The sequence below is a fragment of the Halobaculum magnesiiphilum genome (assembly GCF_019823105.1).
Classification (GTDB): domain Archaea; phylum Halobacteriota; class Halobacteria; order Halobacteriales; family Haloferacaceae; genus Halobaculum; species Halobaculum magnesiiphilum.
Window position 1 is genome coordinate 267,695 of the sequence record NZ_CP081960.1, and the last position, 19,267, is coordinate 286,961.

The following is a 19,267-nucleotide window of genomic DNA, read 5'->3' on the forward strand; positions in this document are numbered from 1 at the left end:
GACGGACCGCGGCTGCCGTGCGTCGGAATTACTCCTCGAGCGCGCCGTTCAACACCTTCGCCGCGACCAACACCGGGTCCCAGACGGGACTGAACGGCGGGGCGTACGCGAGATCCAGCCGTTCCACCTCGTCGACGGTGAGCCCGCCCTCCAGAGCGGTCGCGACCGTGTCGATGCGGACCGCTGCCCGATCCTTGCCGACGATGGAGCCGCCGATGAGTCGACCGCTGGCGCGGTCGGCGACGAGCGTCACCGTCGTCTCCTCGTTGCCGGGATAGTAGCCGGAGCGCGAGCCCGCGGTGATCGTCCGAGAGACGGGGTCGAACCCGGCGTCTCGGGCCTCGTCGGCGTCGATAATTCCGGTTCGCCCGCACTCCTGTTCGAACGCCTTCACGACGGCGGTGCCCGCGATCCCGCCGGTTTCGGTCGGCGTTCCGGCGAGGGTTCGGCCGATCGCCCGCCCGGCGCGATTCGCCGTCAGCCCCAGCGGGACCCACGCCGTCTCGCCGGTAACGACGTGGTGGTCTTCGGCGCAGTCGCCGGCGGCGTACACGTCCTCGACGGCGGTCTCGCCGTACTCGTCGACCGCGATCGCGCCTCCCTCGCCCAACTCGACTGGCGTGTTTTCGACGATCTCGACGTTCGGCGTGACGCCGACGCCGACGACCGCCAGTTCCGCATCCAGCGTCGAACCGTCCTCGCACCGAACGCCCGTAACACGGCCGTCCTCGCCGAGCACTCGGTCGACCTCGGCACCGAGGTGGAGGTCGACGCCACGTTCGCGGAGGTGGTCGGCGACCGTCTCCCCCACCGCCTCGCCGAACATCGGGACCGGCAGCGCCGAGCGTTGGAACAGGTGTACGTCCACGTCCCAGGCGTCGAGCGCCTCGGCCATCTCGACGCCGACGTACCCGCCGCCGACGATCGCGGCGGTCTCGGGCGGCGCCATCGCGCCGTAGCGGGCGACCAGCTCGTGATCGAGGGAGTCCCCGCCCCCGAGGTCGTCGACGTCGAACTCGTCGGGCGGCGTGAGCATCGCGCGCACGGCCGCCGCCGAGTCGAGCCCGTGGATCGTGAACGCGCCGGTCAGCTCGCTGCCGGCGATCGGGTCGGTCCGAGCTGTCGCGCCCGTCGCGACGACGAGGTCGCCGTACGGCTGCTCGAAGGAGTCCTCGGGTCCCGCGACCGAGACCGTCCGGGCGTCGGTGTCGATGGCGACGACCTCGTGTTCGCGCCGGAGGTCGATCCCCCGTTCGTCGATCTCCGCGGGCGACAACGACAGCAGGTCGTCGAGTTCGTCGACCTCGCCCTTGACGAAGTACGGCTCGCCGCAGTGGGCGTACGACACCCACCGGCCGCGCTCGAACACGATCACCTCGCGGTCGGGGTCCTCGCGGGAGAGCTTGCTCGCCGCGCTCAACCCCGCCGCGTCGCCGCCGACGATAACGACCGGATCTGTCACACGGGAAGTCCGCCGGGAATCGACTTACAGCTATCGCCGACGGTTCGAACGGGCGCACATCCGTCGATCCGCCCGGGTCGGTGATCGACTCGACCGGTCGCCGGCGTCAGGACAGCCGCTCGCTCGCGATCGCGGCCCCTTCGTCGAGCGCTTCCAGCTTCGCCCACGCGATCTCGGGGTCGACCATTCCGAGGCCCGCTTGCGTGCCGAACCCACAGTCGGGCGCGGCGACCAGCGGCGTCGAGTCGTCGACCGCGTCGGCGACACGCTCGATCCGGTCGGCGATCGTCTCCGGATGGTCGATGACGTTCGTCTTCACGTCGACGACGCCGGGGATCAGCGTCCAGCCGTCAGGCACCGGCTGCTCGGCGAACGCGCGGTATTCGTGTTGGTGACGGGGGTTCGCCTGTTCGACGCTGAGTCCGGTGATGTCGGCCTCGTAGATCTCCGGGAGCATGTCGGCCAGATCCGTGTCGAGGTGGTGGGGCCCCTCGTAGCTCCCCCAGCAGGTGTGGAGGCGGACCTGGTCTGCGGGGACGTTCGACAGCGCCTCGTTGAGCGCCTGCACGTGCAGGCCGGTCGCCTCCCTGATCTCTTCAAGCGGGGCGTCGGCGTAGGCGGCGGTGTGTCCGATCGTGAGCAGTTCGGGCGCATCGATCTGGAGGGTCAACCCGGCGTCGGCGACGAGTTCGTACTCCTCGGCCATTGCGTCCGCGACGGCGAAGAGGTACTCGTCGTAGGAGTCGTAGTGCTCGTTGACGTGCGTGGCCGTGACGACGCTCGGCGACGCCGCGGTCATGAACGTGTCCGCGAAGTCCGCGTCGGCGGCCTCGACCGTCTCCTGAAACTGCGCGATCTCCGCTTCGGCCTCCGCTCGTCCGGTGTACTCGACCGGGCCCGTGACGACCGGATGCTTCGAGAGGTCGATCACGTCGGTCTTGAACGTTTCCTCGGCGTAGTCGGGGAACTCCTGGAGGTCCGCCCACAGTTCCTGCTCTCGCTTGCCCTCGATCCCGCTAAGACGGTCCGCGACGTACCAGTTGAACGAGACCCGGGACTGCTCGCCGTTGTTGGCGATGTCGATGCCGGCATCCGCCTGCCGTTGGACCACGTCGCGGGTGGCGTCGGCGACGGTCGAGTCCCACTCTTCGGCGTCGACGTTTTCGCCGTCCTGTCGGTCGGTGAGGAGATCGAGCAGCTCCGGCGGTCGCGGGAGGCTTCCGATGTGCGTCGTCCGGATCCGGTCGTCGTTGTCCGTCATGAGAACGTAGGATAGTAATATATTCGAAGTATTTTATAACTCATGGTAGTCGCAATCGGGACCCGCTATGTCGCCCTTTTCGATTCGAGGCTCGACGGGTCACTCTCGAACGCTCCTGTCCGTGTACGAATATCGGAGACCTCGAAATAGCGAACGGCAGTATCCGGGAGGAATCGGGGCACTCACTGCGACGTGACCTACTCGTCGTCCGAGTTCGAGCGGACGAGGACACCGCCACCGCCGCGAACGGTTACCCGTCGACCGGCGACGGTGAACGTCACGACCACCTCGGTCGCGCTCTCGGTGACAGATTCCGACTGGAAGAACGCGTCCAACGCGTCGGGGTCGACGGCGTCGAACAGTGGTTCGAGGGTGGCAGCCTCCCGACCGAAAGCCAGCGCGAGCGTCTCGACGACCGCTATCGACGGAGCCGTCGAAGACCAGTCGTACTGCGCGTGAGCGATCTCGTCGTCTCCACAGGATCCGTCCTCGTCGGACCCATCAGCCATATGCGATTCCTCCGGACTTCGGTGGTGAATTGGTGTTGGTTGTGGTGATCATCTACTTACTCGGCTTCGTCAGCGCCCTCCAACCGCCACGTGAAGATCGCTTTCAACACGACGACGAGACTGTTCTTCTCTCCGGATCCCCAGATCGCCGTCTCGGAACGCGGATCCGTCGGGGCCGCATCCGCGCCGTTGACGAGCACGCTCACGAGCGTCCGCGAGCCATCGACCATCAGGAGCCGCCCCGCCGGCGTGTCCGACCAGATCCACAGCGATTCGAACAACTCAGCGTCGGGGATCTCCTCGTGGATCCGGGTTTGGACGTCCGCCGAGACGCCGCCGAGTCTGATCGTTACCCCCCGCGATGCGGCCGCACCCAGTTCGTCGACGATGTCATCGGTGAGCAGGTCCTCGACGGTCATGTAGACGATCTCGTCGTCGGCCCCACGTATGAACTCGAACACGCGATCTTCGACCGCCTCCTCTCCATCGACCGTCCAGACGCCGCGCTGTTCCTCGCTCCGTTCAACAGGTTCGAGTTCGTCCAATGCCGTGCGCAGGATCGAAAGACGGTGATCCGTCTTCAGTTCGAATTTCCGGCTGGTGGTGTCGGCCGAAATCGCCCGGAACTCCTTGGGCGAGGACTGTTTCACGTCGACCAGCCCGAGATCGTGGAGTTCGTCGATCGCGTCGTACACCCGGGTTCGAGGCACGTCCGAGACGCCGCTCACGTCCTTCGCCGTTCCCGTCCCTAAGTTCACGAGGGCGACGAACGTCCGCGCGGCGTACGCGCTGAGTCCGAACTGTTCGAGCTGTTCGATCGCGACCGAACGGGGGTCATCGGACGGATCAGTACTCATTGTAGTGCCGCTGTTATGTGGAAACCCAGCCACGGAAGATGGCCGGGTCCGGCACGGATCGGGTTGTGGTTGGGACACAAATCCGGGTAGCGTGCCGGTTAATGGGAAAGGGCGATAGCCACATATGTCTTTTGTGATTAACTGAGTAAAATCGTAGGGAAGCAAGTATCCCGAATCGTTTCCGTCGAATTCGCGCGCCACTATTTGTAATCCTCCGAGTGACAACAGAGAATGGATGGAGAGGATACAGTACCAGCGAGGACAATATCGTCGGGTTCGCTCGGTGCCGCATCCGGATCTGCCACGCGGAGAGTGACAACGCCTATCGGTCCAGCGACGCAACTTTTCGAGAACTCCGGGCATTCCCGGGTTACGAGTTGGGACACATGAGCGCGAACGAAACAGTAGAAGAAGCAGTCGAAGTACTCCAGGAACTCGGCTTGAAAGAGTACGAGGCACAGTGTTTCGTCGGGTTGTCACGCCTCTCGACGGGCACGGCGAAACAGCTCAGTGAGATAACTGACGTTCCCCGAACACGAGTCTATGACGCCGTTCGATTGTTGGAAGCGCAGGGGCTCGTCGAAGTCCAGCATTCCAGTCCACAGCGGTTTCGTGCCGTTCCGCTCGAAGAGGCGACGAACACACTCCGGGACCAGTACGAGGCCCGCGTTGAGCGCCTCGAGAAGGCAATCGAACAAACAGACCCCGTAGAACCGACGGACGAAGACCCGGTCCAGCAGGTCTGGACGATGTCCGGGACGGACGCGATCGCGAATCGGTCGAACAAGCTCATCGGAAACGCGACCGAGGAGATCGTGTTGGTTCTCGGTGACGAGTCGCTGTTGACTGAAGATATGGTCGAGAGCCTGAACGAACTCGAACCCGGAGTTGACTTGCTGATCGGGGCGGTAACCGAGTCGCTCGAGGCGCAGGTTCACGACGCCGTCCCGAACGCCACGACGTTCCTCTCGGGGCTGGATTGGCTCCGTAGCGAGGAGGGATCCGACGAGACCTGTCGATCGGGCGGCTCCTGCTGGTCGATCGGTCGACGATCCTCGTCAGTACGATCGTACCCAGCACAAGCGAGGAACAGGCGATCTTCGGCGGCGGGTTCCGCAACGGGCTCGTCGTGATCTCGCGGCGATTGCTGGCGCAGGGGTTGCTTCCCCAACACGATCCGCACCCAGAATAGTCGCGAGCATAGTTCCGGGAATGGATCAGCGGCTCGGTCGCCACCCGTTCGAGCCACGGTCGGGTGGCCTGCGCAACCACGATGACCGATGTCCCGCCGTCGCAACTGTCACAGCCAATCGTCGGGCAACCGGTCCCGATTCTCATCGAGGAGTTCGAGGAGCGGTTCGATCTCGTCGAATCGAGGACCGATGGTCACGGAACCACGGTCCGGGTTCGCCTCGACGAAGCCGTGCTCGTCGAGCTTCGGGAGGTGAACGTGGTTCATCGACAGTTGGAGGGTGTTGCCAGCCGTGTCGTGCTCCAGTAGGTCGACCTCAAGGGGCAGGGCGTCGTCCTCCGTTTCCGCATGAAAGAGCGCAAGGAGCAGTCGTCGCCGATCAATGTGACTCAGTGCGGAAAGCTGAGTGTCGAACGAAGCCGAAGAAATTCCCTTGCTCATGTGAATCTATACGAAGGCTCAGTCGGTTAACCTCTCACATTTTCATTAACAAGGTGTTTTTGACTATCCGAGTGAATCTTCCCGGGCCCGGGCGCTAACTTCGTCTACCTAGCAGCTTGACCTTGAGGTGGATTTCTCACGGAATGTGTTGACAACGGCGCTCGTTCCGACGTGTGCGCAACTCGCACGATACGCTCAAACCCGTGGGGGCCGTGCGCTCGGTCACATGATGCTCCCCACCCATGCGCTCGCCGGCGCCGCCCTCGCGGTTCCGCTGGCGGTGCTGGTGCCCGAAGCGGCCCCCGTGGTGCTCGCTGCGGGGCTGTTGGGCGGGATCGTGCCGGATCTCGACCTGTATGTCGGCCACCGGCGGACCCTCCATTTCCCCGTGTACTACTCGCTTGGCGCTATCATCGCGGTCCCGTCGGCGCTCGTACTCGGCACCGTCGCGAGCGTCGCGCTCGCGGCCGCGATCGTCGGTGCGGCCGCCCACAGCGTCGCCGACGTGTTCGGCGGCGGGCTCGAACTCCGGCCGTGGCAAGCGACCGCCGACCGGGCGGTGTACGACCACTTCAACGGTCGCTGGATCGCGCCGCGTCGCTGGATCCGATACGACGGCGCCCCCGAGGACCTCCTGTTGTCGGCGACGCTCGCGGCCGGACTGTGGAGCTTCGTCGCCGCCGATATTCGGCTCGTCGTCGCCGGAACGCTCGCGGTGGCGGCCGTGTACACGGTTGTGAGACGCGTTCTCCCGAACATCGTCGAGGTGGTCGTCCCCGCGCTCCCGGCAGGGGTCGTCTCCTCGCTCCCCGCGCGCTATCGTGAGCCGGCACCGACCGGTTCGGCGACCGGCGCGGATGTGGCTCGCCGCGAGCGCGACGCGAGCCAGTCCGCCCGCGCAGCGCGGGACGGACGGTAACCGTGCACGACGCGGCCCACGTCGCTGCGACGCTTCTGCAGGCCGGGATCGTCGCCATGGGGGTCGTCGCGATACGGCGGGCGGACGCGGCCGCCGTGATCAACGCCGCGTTCGCGCTCACGGTCGCGTTGGTACCCGCTGGAGTGGCCGCAGTCGCACCGACGGCGGTCGCGGAGGCGATGTCCGCCACTCCCGAACTGTCGCTGTGGCTCGCGCTGGCGGGGTTCCTCCACGTCGTCGGGATGCTCGGCTGGTACGACACCGTCAGGTGGTGGGACCACCTCACGCACACGCTCTCGGCCGGGTTGCTCGCCTCGTTGGTCTACGGCAGTCTGGTCGCCGTCTCACGCTCGTCTGGTCCCGTCTTCTGGCCCGGTGGTCTCGCCGGCGCGACGATCGGCTTCGTGTTCGCGCTCGGCGTGTTCTGGGAGATCGGCGAGCTCCTCGCGCGGGACATCGCCGACTGGCTCGACATCGAACCGGTGCTGGTTCACTACGGGTGGCGCGATACGGCGCTCGATCTGGTGTTCGACGTCGTCGGCGCGCTGCTCGTCGTCGGTGTGGATCTCAGACTGTTCGTCGAAGTCGCCGCCGTGTCGCCGACGGCGACCCGAACAGCGCTGGTGTGGACCGGACAGGTAGTCGGCGCGGGATCGGTACTGACCGTGGCGGGAATGCTCCTCACGCGTTACGCGAGGGACGCGAGATAGGACGGTGCTACGAGCTATTCGTTGAGGTTCCTGAGTCCGGCGGGTTCGACGACCGCTTGGCGCCATCGAGTTAACACTGCACGGGTCACGACCTGTGGTTGCCTTACACCGTGGAGAAACGAGGGTTCGGCGGTGCCGGCGTCGGGCGGAGGATGAAAGTGTGTGTCCGGAGCGGCGGTCTTCGGGTGGTTGTCGAACCGGAAGTCGACCCCCTCGGGTTCGGTGTAGTGATACCTGTATGCACCTCGAACCCACCACGTGATCTCCATCCGACCTGGAGATTCGACTCCCCGAGAGAACGTGAGAACGAGCTCCGTCGGATCGATCGGGTCGTCGAAGCACGTCGCCTCCACGAGCGGTTCCTCGTTCAAACAGAGATCGCGGATCTGCGTGAGTATCGAGTAGGAGACCGGGCCGATGGGCCCGTCGATGGAGTCGCCCATCCCGTTATTGGGTTGCGGCACCGAGGTCTCGTGCTCGGCCGTAGTTGATCGCCGCCTGGGTGATGTGCAGGTTCCGCTCCGTCGTTTGCCACTCGGAGACCGCTTCCCACGCGCACTCGGTCGCACCAGGTTCGAGTGACGTTGCGAGATCCTCCGGCGAGGCCGCATCGTACGTCTCCTCGAACTCGCCGATACGGCGCTTCATGTCGTGAACGCTCTCGATGAGTTCCTGACGAGAACGCTCCGTCGCCAGCTCTCGAATCCGCCGATACAGAACCGTATCCTCGTTGCGACGATACCGTGTCGCACCCTCCTCCTCGGTCGCGGATGCGGTCCCGATCTCGACGAGCGACTTCAGATGTTTCCGGGCGGTCGGCTCGCTCACCAGCGCCTCGGCGGCGACTTCCGCCGCGGTTTTCGGCTCCGATGGCTGTTCGATCACCTGCTGAACGCGTTCCAGCGCCGTCGTCGAACGCTTCCAGTCCTCGCGGGCTCGCGAAACCGGATTCCCTCCATCGCCGGGCTCCGAGTCGTCGCTCATACACGATCTTCACGAGCGAGAGACAATATATGTTTCTCCGAAAAATATTGTTTTCATCGTGGGCGGACCACCGGTAGGTCCGAGTCGTCCGCCGTCCCCGACGGTGTGGCGTTCCGAGACTATACTTACGAACGACGACCGAAGGACGACGCGCCGACCTTAGCCGCCGCATCGAGGGTGTCGTAGGTGTCCGCTCCGCCCTCAGCCTCGTAGATCACCCAGTCGATGCCATGGCCGCTGGCCGCGTCGGCGACGGCCGACAGGTCGATGTCGCCGTCGCCGACCGGGACCGTCGTTCCCGCCTCTGCGTCGTAGTCCTTGAGGTGAAGAAGGTCGATCCGGTCGGCGTACCGCGAGAGCAGCGTCAGCGGCTCGGCGCCGGCGGCGCCGGCCCATCCGAGATCCGGTTCCAGACCGACGCCGTCGGCGAGCGCCAGCAGGCGATGTAACGCGTACTCGCCGTCGACCCGGACGAACTCCTGATCGTGGTTGTGGTAGTGGAGGTCCAGCCCGTGGTCCGACAGCTCGTCGGCGGCCGCGGAGAGCCGTTCGGCGGCCCGCCGAACCGACGCCGCCGACCGGAAGTGTTCGGGATCGAGCCACGGAACGACGACGCGGTCGCAGCCGAGGGTAGTACACGTCGCGGCGACAGCCGCAGGCTCCGACTCGATCGCTGCCAGGTCCACGTGAGCGCCGGCGGCCGACACGCTCGTCGCGTCCAGCGCCCCCCGGAGGTCGTCGGGGTCCTCGCCGGCGACGCCGGCGGCGTCGACGCCCGCGAACTCCACGCCCTCGACGCCGGCGTCGCCGACGTGCCGGATGACGGTGTCGAGTGGATCGTCGATGTCCCGGAGACTGTACAGCTGGAACCCGAATCGGGGGCCGCGTGGGGAGTCGCTCACGCGTTCCCCTCCGTGTCCTCGCCGGCGGCCGAACCCGACCGCGAACCACCGCCATCGGGCCCCGAGAGCACCGACTCGGGGAGGTACGCCGAAACCGTCCAGTTCGGTGCGTCGACGACCTGGTTGATCTTCAGGTCGACCGCCGCCGAACAGAGCACGTACGCGTCCGGACGGGAGAACCCTCGCCGGTCGTGGAGGTGGGTGATCATGTCGCTGACCGCCGCTTTCGCCGCGTCCATCAGGTCCGGCTCGATGCCGGTCGTCGCGTACATCCGCTCGTCGTGACCGGCGGAGGTGAACGGGCCGTCGGTCTCGAACTGCGGGCCGTCGACGCGGTGATCGTCGACGAGATCGAGGCGGAGGGTGACGGCCATCGGCGCCTCGATACCGGTGAGACACACCTCGCCGTCGCCCTGTGCGGCGTGACAGTCGCCGATAGAGAACAGCGCCCCCGCCGCCTCGACCGGGAGGTACAGGCGGGAGCCCGCGGTCAGGTGTTTCACGTCCACGTTTCCGCCGACGCGACGCGGCGGCATCGTCGAGTGTGGCCCCTCGTCGCCGGGAGCGACGCCGAGGTTCCCCGGGAACGGCGCCAGCGGCACCGCCACGTCGGGCGCGTCGGAGTCGACGAACGTCGCGACGGGCGTTCCCTCGCGGGAGGCGTCGAGATCCCACTCCCGGACGTGCAGGTCCCGGAACTCCTCGGGGAGCAGCCCGCCCTCACGCTCGCCGGGCGGGACGGCTGTGACACCCCAACCTCGGTGTTCGAACGCGAGCAGGTCGACCGCGAGCGTGTCGCCGGGCTCGGCACCCTCGACGGCGACGGGGCCGGTGAGCGGGTGGCCGTCGGCGTCGACGGCGAGCAGTTTCTCGACGGTCGCCGGCGGTTCGACCTGGCCGTCGTAGGCGTCGCGACAGTCGAAGCGGATCACGCTCCCCGGATCGACGGTGAGGGCGGGATCGATCGCCGCGTCCCATTCGTAGTGGACGGCCTCGTCGGCGGACAGTTCGTACTCCGGATCCGGCGCGTCGGGGACGGCGAAGCGGCGCTGAGACACGGGTGACAGTGCCGCGCCGAGGGGTATAAGTCATCCCGGCACCGGGCGACGACCGGATGGCGGCGACACCCTCGAACCACGGACGTCCGGAAGCGCGATTCGTAACGTTCAGACCCACCGGCGACCGACACCGACCGTGACACGGTATCGAAGCCTCGGGCTGTTTCTCGTGTTGGCGGCCGTCTGGGGATCGGCGTTCATGGCGATCAAGGCGGGGTTGGCGTACTTCCCGCCGGTGCTGTTCGCGGCGATCCGCTACGATATCGCCGGCGTCGTGATGCTGGCGTACGCCCTGTACGCGACGGACGTGCCGTTGCCCCGCGACCGTGCGGAGTGGACCGAGGTCGCCATCGGGGCGGTGCTGCTCATCGCGTTGTACCACGCGCTGTTGTTCATCGGGCAGACCGATCCGACGGTGACGAGCGCGGCCGCCGCGGTCGTCGTGAGCCTCAGCCCGGTGCTCACGACCGGCTTCGCCAGAGCGTTCCTCCCCAGCGAACGCCTGACTGCGGTCGGTATCATCGGCATGGTCCTGGGCCTCGTCGGCGTCGCGGTCCTCTCGGAACTCGACCCCTCGAACCTGCTGGCAGGCGGCACGGTTCCGAAGCTACTCATTCTCGGCGCCGCCGCCGCGTTCGCGCTCGGCAGCGTCCTCACGCGCCGTGTCGACTCGGATCTCCCGATCGCGACCATGGAGGCGTGGGCGATGATCGGCGGCGCGCTGATCATGCACGTCGTCTCGCTCGCGCTCGGGGAGACGGCCGGACGTATCGTTCTCAACGGGGAGTCGATCGCCGCGCTCGCGTATCTCTCGATCGCTGCGAGCGCGATCGGCTTTCTCATCTATTTCGAGCTGCTCGAACGCCTCGGAGCCATCGAGATCAACCTCGTGAGCTACGTCGCGCCGATATTCGCGGCCCTAGCGGGATGGGCGTTCCTCCAAGAGGTGCCGTCGGTCGCGACGGCGGGCGGGTTCCTCCTCATCTTCGCGGGGTTCGTCCTGCTGAAGCGAGGCGCGATCCGCGCCGAGATCACGGCGTGGACCGGCACCGACGCGAGGACCGCGGACTGACCGCCCTGCTCCGGTCGCCGCCTCCGGCGGACTTATCGGCGCCCCCGGCGACCTCCCGACACCATGGACACGCGACTCGGCGAGTACGTCGACGAGTTCACCCGACGCGACTGGCAGACGCTCGACCCCGACGCCGTCGACGAGCCGGTCCGCATTGCGCTGGTCGGGCTCGGCTGGTTCTCGCGCGAGTGGGCGCTCCCGGGGATCGAGCGCTCGGCGTTCACCGAGGCGACCGTCGTCACCGACATCGACGCCGACGCCGTCGACGAGGTCGCGTCCGAGACCGACCTGACCGGCGTCACGCCCGAGGCGTTCCGCGCGGGCGAGGTCGCCGGCGAGTACGACGCGGTGTACGTCGCGACGCCGAACGCGACGCACCTCGAGTACGTGGAGGCCGCGGCCGAGCAGGGGAAGGCGGTGTTGTGTGAGAAACCGATGGAGGCGTCCGCAGACCGCGCCGAGAGCCTCGTCGAGGTGTGTGCGGACGCCGGCGTCCCCCTGATGGTCGGCTACCGGATGCAGACCGACCCCGTCGTCAGACGACTGCGGGACCTCCTCGATGCGGGGTTCGTCGGCGACCCCGTCCACGTACACGCGACGATGTCGCAGACGATGCTCGGCGAGCTCACCGGCGATCCCGACCAGTGGCGCCTCGACCCCGACCTCTCGGGCGGCTGTGCGCTCATGGACATCGGGATCTACCCGCTCAACACGACGCGGTTCGTGCTCGATGCCGACCCGGTCGCCGTCTCGGGTACCACCCGCACGGAGCACGAGGCGTTCGCCGGCGTAGACGAACACGCGGACTTCCGGCTGGAGTTCCCCGACGGCGTCGCGGCGATGTGCACCGTCAGCCAGAACGCCGCCCACGCGAGCCGGCTGGAGATCACCGGGACCGAGGGGCGGCTGATCCTCGATCCGGCGTTCTACGAGCGCGAGGAGCGCGAGCTGGCGGTCGAACGCGGCGGCGTCCGGATGGACGTGGAGGTCGACCCGGTCCACCAGGTCGAGGAGGAGTTCGCCTACTTCGGCCACCACCTGCTGACCGACACGCCGATTTATCCCGACGGTCGCCACGCGTTGATCGACTCGCGTGTGTTGGAAGCGATCTACGAGTCGGCCGAGACGGGGGAGGTCGTTCAACTGACCGAGTAGCCGGGGGCGTCCTCGATGACGGCCACGTCGCGAAGCTGGCTTCAGTGCGAACGGGGCGCTCGACACGAACGCGTTGTCGCGTCCGACCACGACGACGGGGACCGACCGAACGCTTTTCTCGGCTTTTCTCGTGTTCTTTCGTATGAGTACGGGACGCAAGATCAGCCTCATCGAGGAGGAGGACGGCGGGTGGTCGGCGATCGACGAGGAGGTCGGCGTCGCCAGCCAAGGGGAGACGCGCGAGGAAGCGCTCGCGAACCTCGACGATGCGGTCGAACTCACGATCGAAGCACGCGAGGACGACACGGAGGCTCCCGATGCGGACGCTCCGTGGTTCGACGCGTGACAGGCCCCCCGCGGAGACCGAGTGAAGATCGGGACACTCCAGAGCATCGCCGACGACTTCGAGGAATGATGTTACTGGATCGACGAAAACAGCTGATCCGGCCGTAGCGACCGAACCGGTGACTCCAGATCGACGCGATCCGGACTCCGCTCTTACATACGATCATAAAGGGAGAAGGTCAGCCGCCGGATATGGGGACCGAACGAACGACCCTGCGGCTGTCGGACGAACGGAAACGACTACTGGACCAAGCGGCCGGGATCGTCGCGGCCGGCGATGTCGACGATCCGCCCCGGTCCGACGTGATCGACGCGGCGCTTACCCACCTCGTCCAGTCGGCGCGGAACGTCGAGGACGCGAGGGAGGACTACGACCCGCGGACGATTCAAGATATCGCGAACACCGACGTTCTTGGGTTGTATTATCGGACAAGTATTGAAAGCCGCTAGAGGTAATAACTATTTTACCATCTACCCACACACAGCCGGAATATGTCATTGTCTCCGGAGACAGTCGAATGGCTTCTTTCAAATCTGGAGTTTCTATTTAATATCACTATCCGTGGATTGACACTCGCCGCCCCAATCGCGATTTTATACAGATTCTGGTATGGTGGCAAATCAAGGCTCAAATTCAAACAGATCAAGGATCCCAGAGAACGGAACTGGAGCCGCCATAAGAACAATTCACCGATACTTTGGTCAAACTATGTTCACTATATCGCAGTTAACCGAGGTTGGTGGCCGGGTATCATTTGGGATGTATCGCTTCAGTGTGTTGAGTTCAATACAGGCGAACGGATTGCTGACGGTGAAGAAACACTACACGATGTCTATCTTGATATCTACAAAGGGGGAGAGTCCGAACGAATAGATACTGAGAATCCCCACACGCGAGAAGAGCGAACTCTTGAGGGGCGGGATATCACTCATATCAAACTTGGTCCAAAAGTCAACGAGAATGGGGATTTCGCTGAATTAGCCACAAACGCAGAAACAGCTACATTCTATTTTGAGGCTGAAGTCGAGGATAATAAGGGACGATCCAAGGTTCCGTTCTCCGCTAAAATGGATGTCTCAGATGTGGACACTGAGAGGAATTAGTCCGTGATCAATCCGCCCGCGAGACACCGCCCGCGGCGCCGTCGTTCTCAAGGAAAATCTGTCCGGCGACCCGCCAGATCGGCGCACACTCGTGCAACGCCGGAACTTGGTCGTTCTCGGGGACACGGACCAGGTACGTCCGTTCCCTCAGCCGCTCGGTGAACGCGGTAGTGTTCTCGGTGAGTTCTCCGTCCTCGTCGAGGAACCCGTCGGGCTCCAGAAAACCAGACCGCTCCAGCACGATCCCGACGAAGTCGGTCCCGATCGTCCGTAGCCGTCTGTGGGGCATATCCGGGCGCGACCGAAACCACCCTCAGCCTCGATCCGACTCCCACTCGCTCGCGCTCGCGTCGAGTTGCTGGGCCTCCCGGACGAAGTCGCTGTAGTGGGCGACGATGTCACCGTGGGTCACGATCCCCACGAGTTCGGCGTCCTCGACCACGGGGAGCTTCTTGACCCCGCGGTCGTTCATCCGCGTGACCGCCGCCCTGACAGTCGCGTCAGGGGCGACCGTTCGCAACGGGTGGCTCGCGGCTTTGTCGACGGGGATGTCGTCGAACCCTCGCCCGGTGACCGCGCCGGCATGGACGATATCCGTCTCCGTGAGGATCGCCATCGGCGTTCCGCCCTTGGTGATCAGTACGCTCCCGATATCGGCGTCGAGCATCACCTCCGCGGCGTCCTGAACGGTCACGCCGGCGTCGCAGGTGACGACCTCCCGCGTCATGAGATCGCGGACGAGCATGGTCGGCCGTCGCAGCGGGGGTACTCAGTTGTGTCGCTCGGTCTCGCAAAACTCCCCTGTGAGCCGTCTTCAGGCCATGTACCCACCGTCGATGACGAGCGGGTGCCCTGTCACGAACGACGACTCGTCCGAACAGAGCCAGACGACCGCGCTGGCGACCTCCTCAGGTTCGCCCATCCGACGCAGAGGCTTCGCCTGCACGATCTGGTCGATGGTCTCCTCGCCCATCTCGTCGCTCGCGCGGTCGATCATCTCCGTGTCGATGACGCCCGGACAGACCGCGTTCACGCGGACGCCGGCGGGGCCGTACTGGGCCGCCGCGGCACGGGTGAGCCCGACGACCCCGTGCTTGCTCGCGACGTACGGGGCGCCGCCTGCGGCGCTGAGCCCGGCGATGGAGGACATATTGACGACCGCGCCGCCGCCGTTGTCGGCCATCACGGCGAGCTCCTCGGTCAGACAGTTCCACACGCCGGTCTGATTCACGTCGATCACCCGCTTCCAGTCCTCGAGCGACTGGTCGGCAATCGGCGCGCTGCTCCCCTCGATCCCGGCGTTGTTGAGTGCGAAGTCCGGGACGCCGTAGGTGTCGATCGTCTTCTCGACAAGCGACGCCACGTCGTCGGCGTCGCTCACGTCCGTCTCGACCGCGGTCGCCTCGCCGCCGTCCGCTTCGATCAGGTCGACCGTCTCCGCGAGGTCGTCCGCGTCGATGTCCGCGACGACCACGCTCGCACCCTCCGCGGCGAACCGCTCGGCCGTTGCTCGTCCGATGCCCGCTGCTCCCCCGGTGACGATCGCGACACCGCCCTCGATTCCGTTCATGAGATATCAGAACGTGTCAACGTATTCAGACGACAAATAGTCACCGGCGAGGAATCTCCCGGGAGACGGCTTCACGCCTGTCTGAACCGTTACAGTCGTGTACCAATGGCGACCGTGCTGTGGCGAGCTGTCGGTCGCGCGCTTCCCGAGGGCGTCAGTTCCGTCAGCTGTCAAAGAAGAGCCAGGCCGGAAAACGGCGGCTGCCGAGCGACCCTACTCGCGCTCGGGCTGCTCGGTCCCCGGAACGCCGCCACCGCTGGATAGGCCGAGGGTACGCGTGAGGACGCCGACCGGGTCGGGACGACCGGCGAACGACTGCAGCACGTACATCGCGATCACCAACAGCACCGCGGCGGTCTGGACGACCCGCGAGGGGTACACCATCGCGAGCACGCCGGCGACGAAGAACGAGATGCGCGAGGTGATCGTCACCACGTCGCCGAAGACGAACCGGTAGTTGATCCCGTGGATCATCGCGATCGCGCCGAACAGCGCGAACCCGCCGGAGGTCAGCGACAGCTGGTTGAACTCCGCCGAGACGACCTCGGGGTGGTAGACGAACGTGAACGGGAGGATGAACAGCGGCGCCGAGAGCTTGATCGCCTCCCAGCAGCTCCGCCAGAAGTTCGCGCCCGCGATCCCGCAGGCGACCGCCACGCACGTCGCGATGGGCGGCGTCAGCCCCGCGAGGATGGCCGCGTAGAACACGAAGAAGTGTCCCGCGAACTCGGGGAGGAAGAACTGGCTGATGAGCGTCGGGGCCACCAGCAGCGCGACGATGGTGTACGACGCCGTCGTCGGCATCCCCAGCCCGAGGATGATGCAGATGATCATCGAGAGGATGGCCGCGATCAGCAGGACGCCGCCAGACAGGTCGAGCAGCGTCAGCGAGATGGCCGTCGGCACACCCGTCGCGGTGAGGATGTCGACGACGCCGTTGATGGCCGCGAGGATGATCGTCACCGGGGCGAGCACGACAACCCCCTCGCGGGCGCCGTCGAGCGTCTCCCAGCTCGTCCGCTTGAGCGACTCGACCACCGTCTCGTCGGCGTCGCCGACGGCCGAGTGGATCACCGGGAACAGCATGCCGGTGAGCAGCATCGCGCCGGTCGTCCACAGCGCCGCGGTGCCGACGGTCACCTGCTCGACGCCGAGCTTGTAGATGAGCACCGCCAGCGGGATGCCGTACTTCAGGCTCTCGGAGGCGAACTCCGAGCGCGGCATCTTGTCGTTCAGGAGCGTCGATGGGTCGGTGTCGTCGAGCTGTGGGGCCGCGACGTAGTGGACCGCCACGAAGATTGTCAGCGACAGGATAACCGCGGGGATGATCCCCGCGATGATCACGTCGACGTAGGTGACGCCGGTGATGAGCGACGCCATGATGAACGCACCCGCGCCCATGACCGGCGGGAGCACCTGCCCCGCCGTGGAGGCGACCGCCTCGATGGCGCCCGCGGTCTCGGGCTTGACGCCGTTGCGCTTCATCAGCGGAATGGTGAACGAGCCGGTCATGCCCGCGTTCGCGGTCTGACTCCCGTTCACCGAGCCGATCACCGCACTGGAGAGCACCGCCGTCTGGGCGATGCCCGAGTCGATGTACTTCGCCGAGCGAAACGCCAGCCGCATGATCAGGTCGAAGGCGCCGTACGCCTTCAGGAAGCCAGCATACAGTAGGAACAGCGCGATCCACGCGGCGACCAGCTGCGTCAGGAAGCCGAAGAAGCCGTCGATGCTGACGACGACCGTCCGGAGGATGCGCTCGACGCCGAGCCCGCCGTGCTGGAGCGGTCCCGGCGCGTACATCCCGAAGTAGCCGTAGCCGAACCCGAGCAGTACGACGGCGACGAACGTGCCGCCGAAGGACCGCCACGTCAGGTACACCATCACGACCGAGAAGACGGCCGCCATCACGTACTCGTGCGGCAGCGCGCGTCCGGCGCGTTCGACGTACAACGCCTGGAAGTTCACGGACATGTAGACCGTGGTCGCGATCACGTCGATCGCCGACAGCGACAGTAACGCCGCGTCGACCCTGTTACCGGGACCGTAGGCGCTCTTGAGGTCGGCGAGGAGGTGTCCGTTGCCGTCCCCGTCGGACAACGCCATCAGCTCGGTGACGATGTACAGGATCAGGATGCCGCCGAGGAAGGCGACGCCGAACTGCGCGCGTGGCATCGGGTAGAACCGGGTGTACAGCATCACACCCGCCCAGAACACCACGGACAGGGCGATGAGCACGTTCCGCAGCGAGACCAGCTCGGCGTCCCACGGCTGTGCACGGTCGAAGCTCACGTCGCCTGTTCCCGCCCTCGCGCCCGCTTCCGCGTCACTCATGAGTTATCACGCTCGATACCCGGAGTCCATCTGCCACCCGCTGTTGGATAGTTGCACACATTGAATCGTATGATCGTGATGATCGTACCTATAAATTGTCGCCCGATCGGGGGCGATAGTTGGTTCTATTCGTTCTCGCCGTCGGTCCAGCTGTCGTCCCAGACGTCGTTCGCCTGGAAGAAGTCAGCGACACCGGCGTGAACCGGGAGGTCCTCGAGGACGGCGGTCGTCATCGTCTCGGGGTCGGAGTGGTCGAGCGTGGTCGGGTCGGCCTCGCGGATGGCCTCCCAGTGTTCGCTGGCGAGACGCGCGACCTCCTCGGTCGCGCCCGCGGGCACGTCCGGACCGAACGCCCACTGGCCTGCGAGGACCCACGCCGTGGTGGTGTCGGCGATGCCGGTAACGTCCTGCTCCCACCCGTACGGCTCGAGGCCCTCCTTCTTGATCGCGCCGCCGACGTTGTCGATCGCCGACGTGAAGTTGTCGTCGACCTCGATGACGTTCAGCCCGCCGCCCGAGCGCACGTCGACCTCCTGCACCCAGCTGGAGAGGGCGACGCCGTTGGCGCCGTAGATACACATCGCGTCAACGCGACCCTCCTCGACGGCGCCGGCGATGTCGCTGGTGCCGACGTTGAGGATGTCGTTCGGCTCCCACAAGCCGGCCTCGCGGATGACTTCCTCGGTCAGCAGCCGCGTCCCGAAGCCGGGCTGGATCGGATAGATCGTGTACCCGCCCTCCGCGAGGTCGGCCGTCGAGGTGATCCCCGACTCCTCGGTCGCGACCCAGTAGATCTCCAGGTTCGTGAACACGTATCCCTGGTGCGGGAGGCTGTCGACGGGCGCGTCCGCGAACGGCCCCTCCTCGTTCAGCGCCTTCGAGAGGGAGTTGTTGTCGACACCCATCGAGTTGATGTTGTCGCTGTCGTACTCGTAGAGGTTCGCCGTCCAGCCGTCGGTCACCTGAACGGAGATGTCCAGGATGTCGCTGTGCTGGCTCGCCGCGCGTGCCAGCGCCTGTCCGGCCTGCTGGGTCGAACTCCCGGTGGAGGTCCCCGCGATCGTCAGCTGGTAGCTCTCGGACCCGCCGTCGCCGCCGGACCCACCGTCACCGCCGCCATCGCCGCCGCCGTTTCCGCCGTCGCCACCATCGCCGCCGTCACCGCCGTTTCCGCCGCCGGTACACCCGGCGAGCGTGATTACGCCCATTGTTCCTGCGCCTGCCAGCACGTCACGCCTGTTTATGTCGTCACCAGACATGGCTATCTCTTAACGTACAGCATTGTTAACCATGGTGGTTAGGGCAGGGTTGTCAAATATAGGCATACGATGATGATAGATATTGAAACACATGATCGGAACGGTACATACTAATCGATCATGTCTTTTTTCA

Annotated in this window: 21 protein-coding genes and 1 pseudogene; 8 read left to right on the forward strand and 14 right to left on the reverse strand. The window is 65.7% G+C overall.

Annotated features, from left to right (window positions below; all coding sequences use genetic code 11):
- Window positions 1-28: 28 nt before the first annotated feature.
- From K6T50_RS17760 to K6T50_RS17775, 4 genes are all read right to left on the reverse strand, one after another.
- Window positions 29-1,462, reverse strand: a complete 1,434-nt coding sequence (locus K6T50_RS17760; RefSeq protein WP_222609182.1) for an FAD-dependent oxidoreductase — start codon at window positions 1,460-1,462, stop codon at window positions 29-31.
- A 106-nt stretch (window positions 1,463-1,568) separates the two neighbouring features.
- Window positions 1,569-2,723 (reverse strand): cobalamin-independent methionine synthase II family protein, encoded by a 1,155-nt coding sequence (locus tag K6T50_RS17765; protein ID WP_222609183.1) that lies wholly within the window; start codon window positions 2,721-2,723, stop codon window positions 1,569-1,571.
- A 197-nt stretch (window positions 2,724-2,920) separates the two neighbouring features.
- A complete protein-coding gene (locus K6T50_RS17770) occupies window positions 2,921-3,232 on the reverse strand; it encodes a HalOD1 output domain-containing protein (RefSeq protein ID WP_222609184.1) in 312 nt (103 codons plus the stop codon).
- 56 nt (window positions 3,233-3,288) lie between these two features.
- Window positions 3,289-4,089, reverse strand: a complete 801-nt coding sequence (locus tag K6T50_RS17775) for a TrmB family transcriptional regulator (RefSeq protein WP_222609185.1) — start codon at window positions 4,087-4,089, stop codon at window positions 3,289-3,291.
- A gap of 386 nt (window positions 4,090-4,475) precedes the next feature.
- Between K6T50_RS17775 and K6T50_RS17780 the strand changes: the two are divergent.
- Window positions 4,476-5,281 (forward strand): annotated as a pseudogene (locus tag K6T50_RS17780) (TrmB family transcriptional regulator).
- A gap of 108 nt (window positions 5,282-5,389) precedes the next feature.
- Here the strand turns inward: K6T50_RS17780 and K6T50_RS19350 are convergent.
- The gene (locus tag K6T50_RS19350; RefSeq protein WP_425601416.1) at window positions 5,390-5,722 is read right to left on the reverse strand and encodes a DUF7344 domain-containing protein; all 333 of its coding nucleotides are present in this window, start codon (window positions 5,720-5,722) and stop codon (window positions 5,390-5,392) included.
- Between the two features lie 226 nt (window positions 5,723-5,948).
- On the opposite strand from K6T50_RS19350, the gene K6T50_RS17790 reads away from it, so the two are divergent.
- Entirely contained in the window at window positions 5,949-6,641 is a 693-nt protein-coding gene (locus tag K6T50_RS17790; protein WP_225935457.1) for a metal-dependent hydrolase, read from the forward strand.
- A gap of 2 nt (window positions 6,642-6,643) precedes the next feature.
- Window positions 6,644-7,351 (forward strand): DUF2238 domain-containing protein, encoded by a 708-nt coding sequence (locus K6T50_RS17795; RefSeq protein ID WP_225935458.1) that lies wholly within the window; start codon window positions 6,644-6,646, stop codon window positions 7,349-7,351.
- 14 nt (window positions 7,352-7,365) lie between these two features.
- On the opposite strand, the gene K6T50_RS17800 is transcribed toward K6T50_RS17795, so the two are convergent.
- The 4 genes from K6T50_RS17800 to K6T50_RS17815 all read right to left on the reverse strand — a co-directional run bounded on the left by K6T50_RS17800 (window position 7,366) and on the right by K6T50_RS17815 (window position 10,295).
- Window positions 7,366-7,815 (reverse strand): toxin-antitoxin system TumE family protein, encoded by a 450-nt coding sequence (locus tag K6T50_RS17800; protein ID WP_225935459.1) that lies wholly within the window; start codon window positions 7,813-7,815, stop codon window positions 7,366-7,368.
- Window positions 7,799-8,335: a DUF7342 family protein gene (locus K6T50_RS17805; RefSeq protein WP_222609187.1), complete on the reverse strand. Its 537-nt coding sequence runs from the start codon at window positions 8,333-8,335 to the stop codon at window positions 7,799-7,801. Before K6T50_RS17805 ends, K6T50_RS17800 begins: the two co-directional genes overlap by 17 nt.
- 125 nt (window positions 8,336-8,460) lie before the next feature.
- A complete protein-coding gene (locus tag K6T50_RS17810; protein WP_222609188.1) occupies window positions 8,461-9,237 on the reverse strand; it encodes a sugar phosphate isomerase/epimerase family protein in 777 nt (258 codons plus the stop codon).
- Window positions 9,234-10,295 carry an acetamidase/formamidase family protein gene (locus K6T50_RS17815; protein WP_222609189.1) on the reverse strand — a complete coding sequence of 354 codons (1,062 nt, stop codon included), beginning with the start codon at window positions 10,293-10,295 and terminating at the stop codon, window positions 9,234-9,236. The genes K6T50_RS17810 and K6T50_RS17815 overlap by 4 nt, the downstream gene beginning before the upstream one ends.
- 136 nt (window positions 10,296-10,431) lie before the next feature.
- Here K6T50_RS17815 and K6T50_RS17820 point away from each other — a divergent pair, with 136 nt between their 5' ends.
- The 5 genes from K6T50_RS17820 (at window position 10,432) to K6T50_RS17840 (ending at window position 13,971) form a co-directional block, all read left to right on the forward strand.
- Complete coding sequence (locus tag K6T50_RS17820; RefSeq protein WP_222609190.1) at window positions 10,432-11,367, forward strand: DMT family transporter; 936 nt, start codon at window positions 10,432-10,434, stop codon at window positions 11,365-11,367.
- Between the two features lie 63 nt (window positions 11,368-11,430).
- A complete protein-coding gene (gene gfo6, locus K6T50_RS17825; protein WP_222609191.1) occupies window positions 11,431-12,522 on the forward strand; it encodes a D-xylose 1-dehydrogenase Gfo6 in 1,092 nt (363 codons plus the stop codon).
- Between the two features lie 142 nt (window positions 12,523-12,664).
- Window positions 12,665-12,868, forward strand: a complete 204-nt coding sequence (locus K6T50_RS17830; RefSeq protein ID WP_222609192.1) for a type II toxin-antitoxin system HicB family antitoxin — start codon at window positions 12,665-12,667, stop codon at window positions 12,866-12,868.
- Between the two features lie 191 nt (window positions 12,869-13,059).
- Window positions 13,060-13,317, forward strand: a complete 258-nt coding sequence (locus tag K6T50_RS17835; protein WP_222609193.1) for a DUF7386 family protein — start codon at window positions 13,060-13,062, stop codon at window positions 13,315-13,317.
- A gap of 42 nt (window positions 13,318-13,359) precedes the next feature.
- Complete coding sequence (locus K6T50_RS17840) at window positions 13,360-13,971, forward strand: hypothetical protein (protein WP_222609194.1); 612 nt, start codon at window positions 13,360-13,362, stop codon at window positions 13,969-13,971.
- A gap of 7 nt (window positions 13,972-13,978) precedes the next feature.
- Here K6T50_RS17840 and K6T50_RS17845 read toward each other — a convergent pair whose 3' ends face one another.
- From K6T50_RS17845 to K6T50_RS17865, 5 genes are all read right to left on the reverse strand, one after another.
- Window positions 13,979-14,260: a DUF8053 family protein gene (locus tag K6T50_RS17845; protein ID WP_222609195.1), complete on the reverse strand. Its 282-nt coding sequence runs from the start codon at window positions 14,258-14,260 to the stop codon at window positions 13,979-13,981.
- A gap of 24 nt (window positions 14,261-14,284) precedes the next feature.
- The gene (locus tag K6T50_RS17850) at window positions 14,285-14,716 is read right to left on the reverse strand and encodes a CBS domain-containing protein (RefSeq protein ID WP_222609196.1); all 432 of its coding nucleotides are present in this window, start codon (window positions 14,714-14,716) and stop codon (window positions 14,285-14,287) included.
- 69 nt (window positions 14,717-14,785) lie between these two features.
- Window positions 14,786-15,541, reverse strand: a complete 756-nt coding sequence (locus tag K6T50_RS17855) for a glucose 1-dehydrogenase (protein WP_222609197.1) — start codon at window positions 15,539-15,541, stop codon at window positions 14,786-14,788.
- Between the two features lie 213 nt (window positions 15,542-15,754).
- Window positions 15,755-17,875: a TRAP transporter permease gene (locus tag K6T50_RS17860; RefSeq protein ID WP_222609198.1), complete on the reverse strand. Its 2,121-nt coding sequence runs from the start codon at window positions 17,873-17,875 to the stop codon at window positions 15,755-15,757.
- Window positions 17,876-18,000: 125 nt separating this feature from the next.
- The gene (locus tag K6T50_RS17865; protein WP_222609568.1) at window positions 18,001-19,101 is read right to left on the reverse strand and encodes a TAXI family TRAP transporter solute-binding subunit; all 1,101 of its coding nucleotides are present in this window, start codon (window positions 19,099-19,101) and stop codon (window positions 18,001-18,003) included.
- Window positions 19,102-19,267 lie beyond the last annotated feature (166 nt).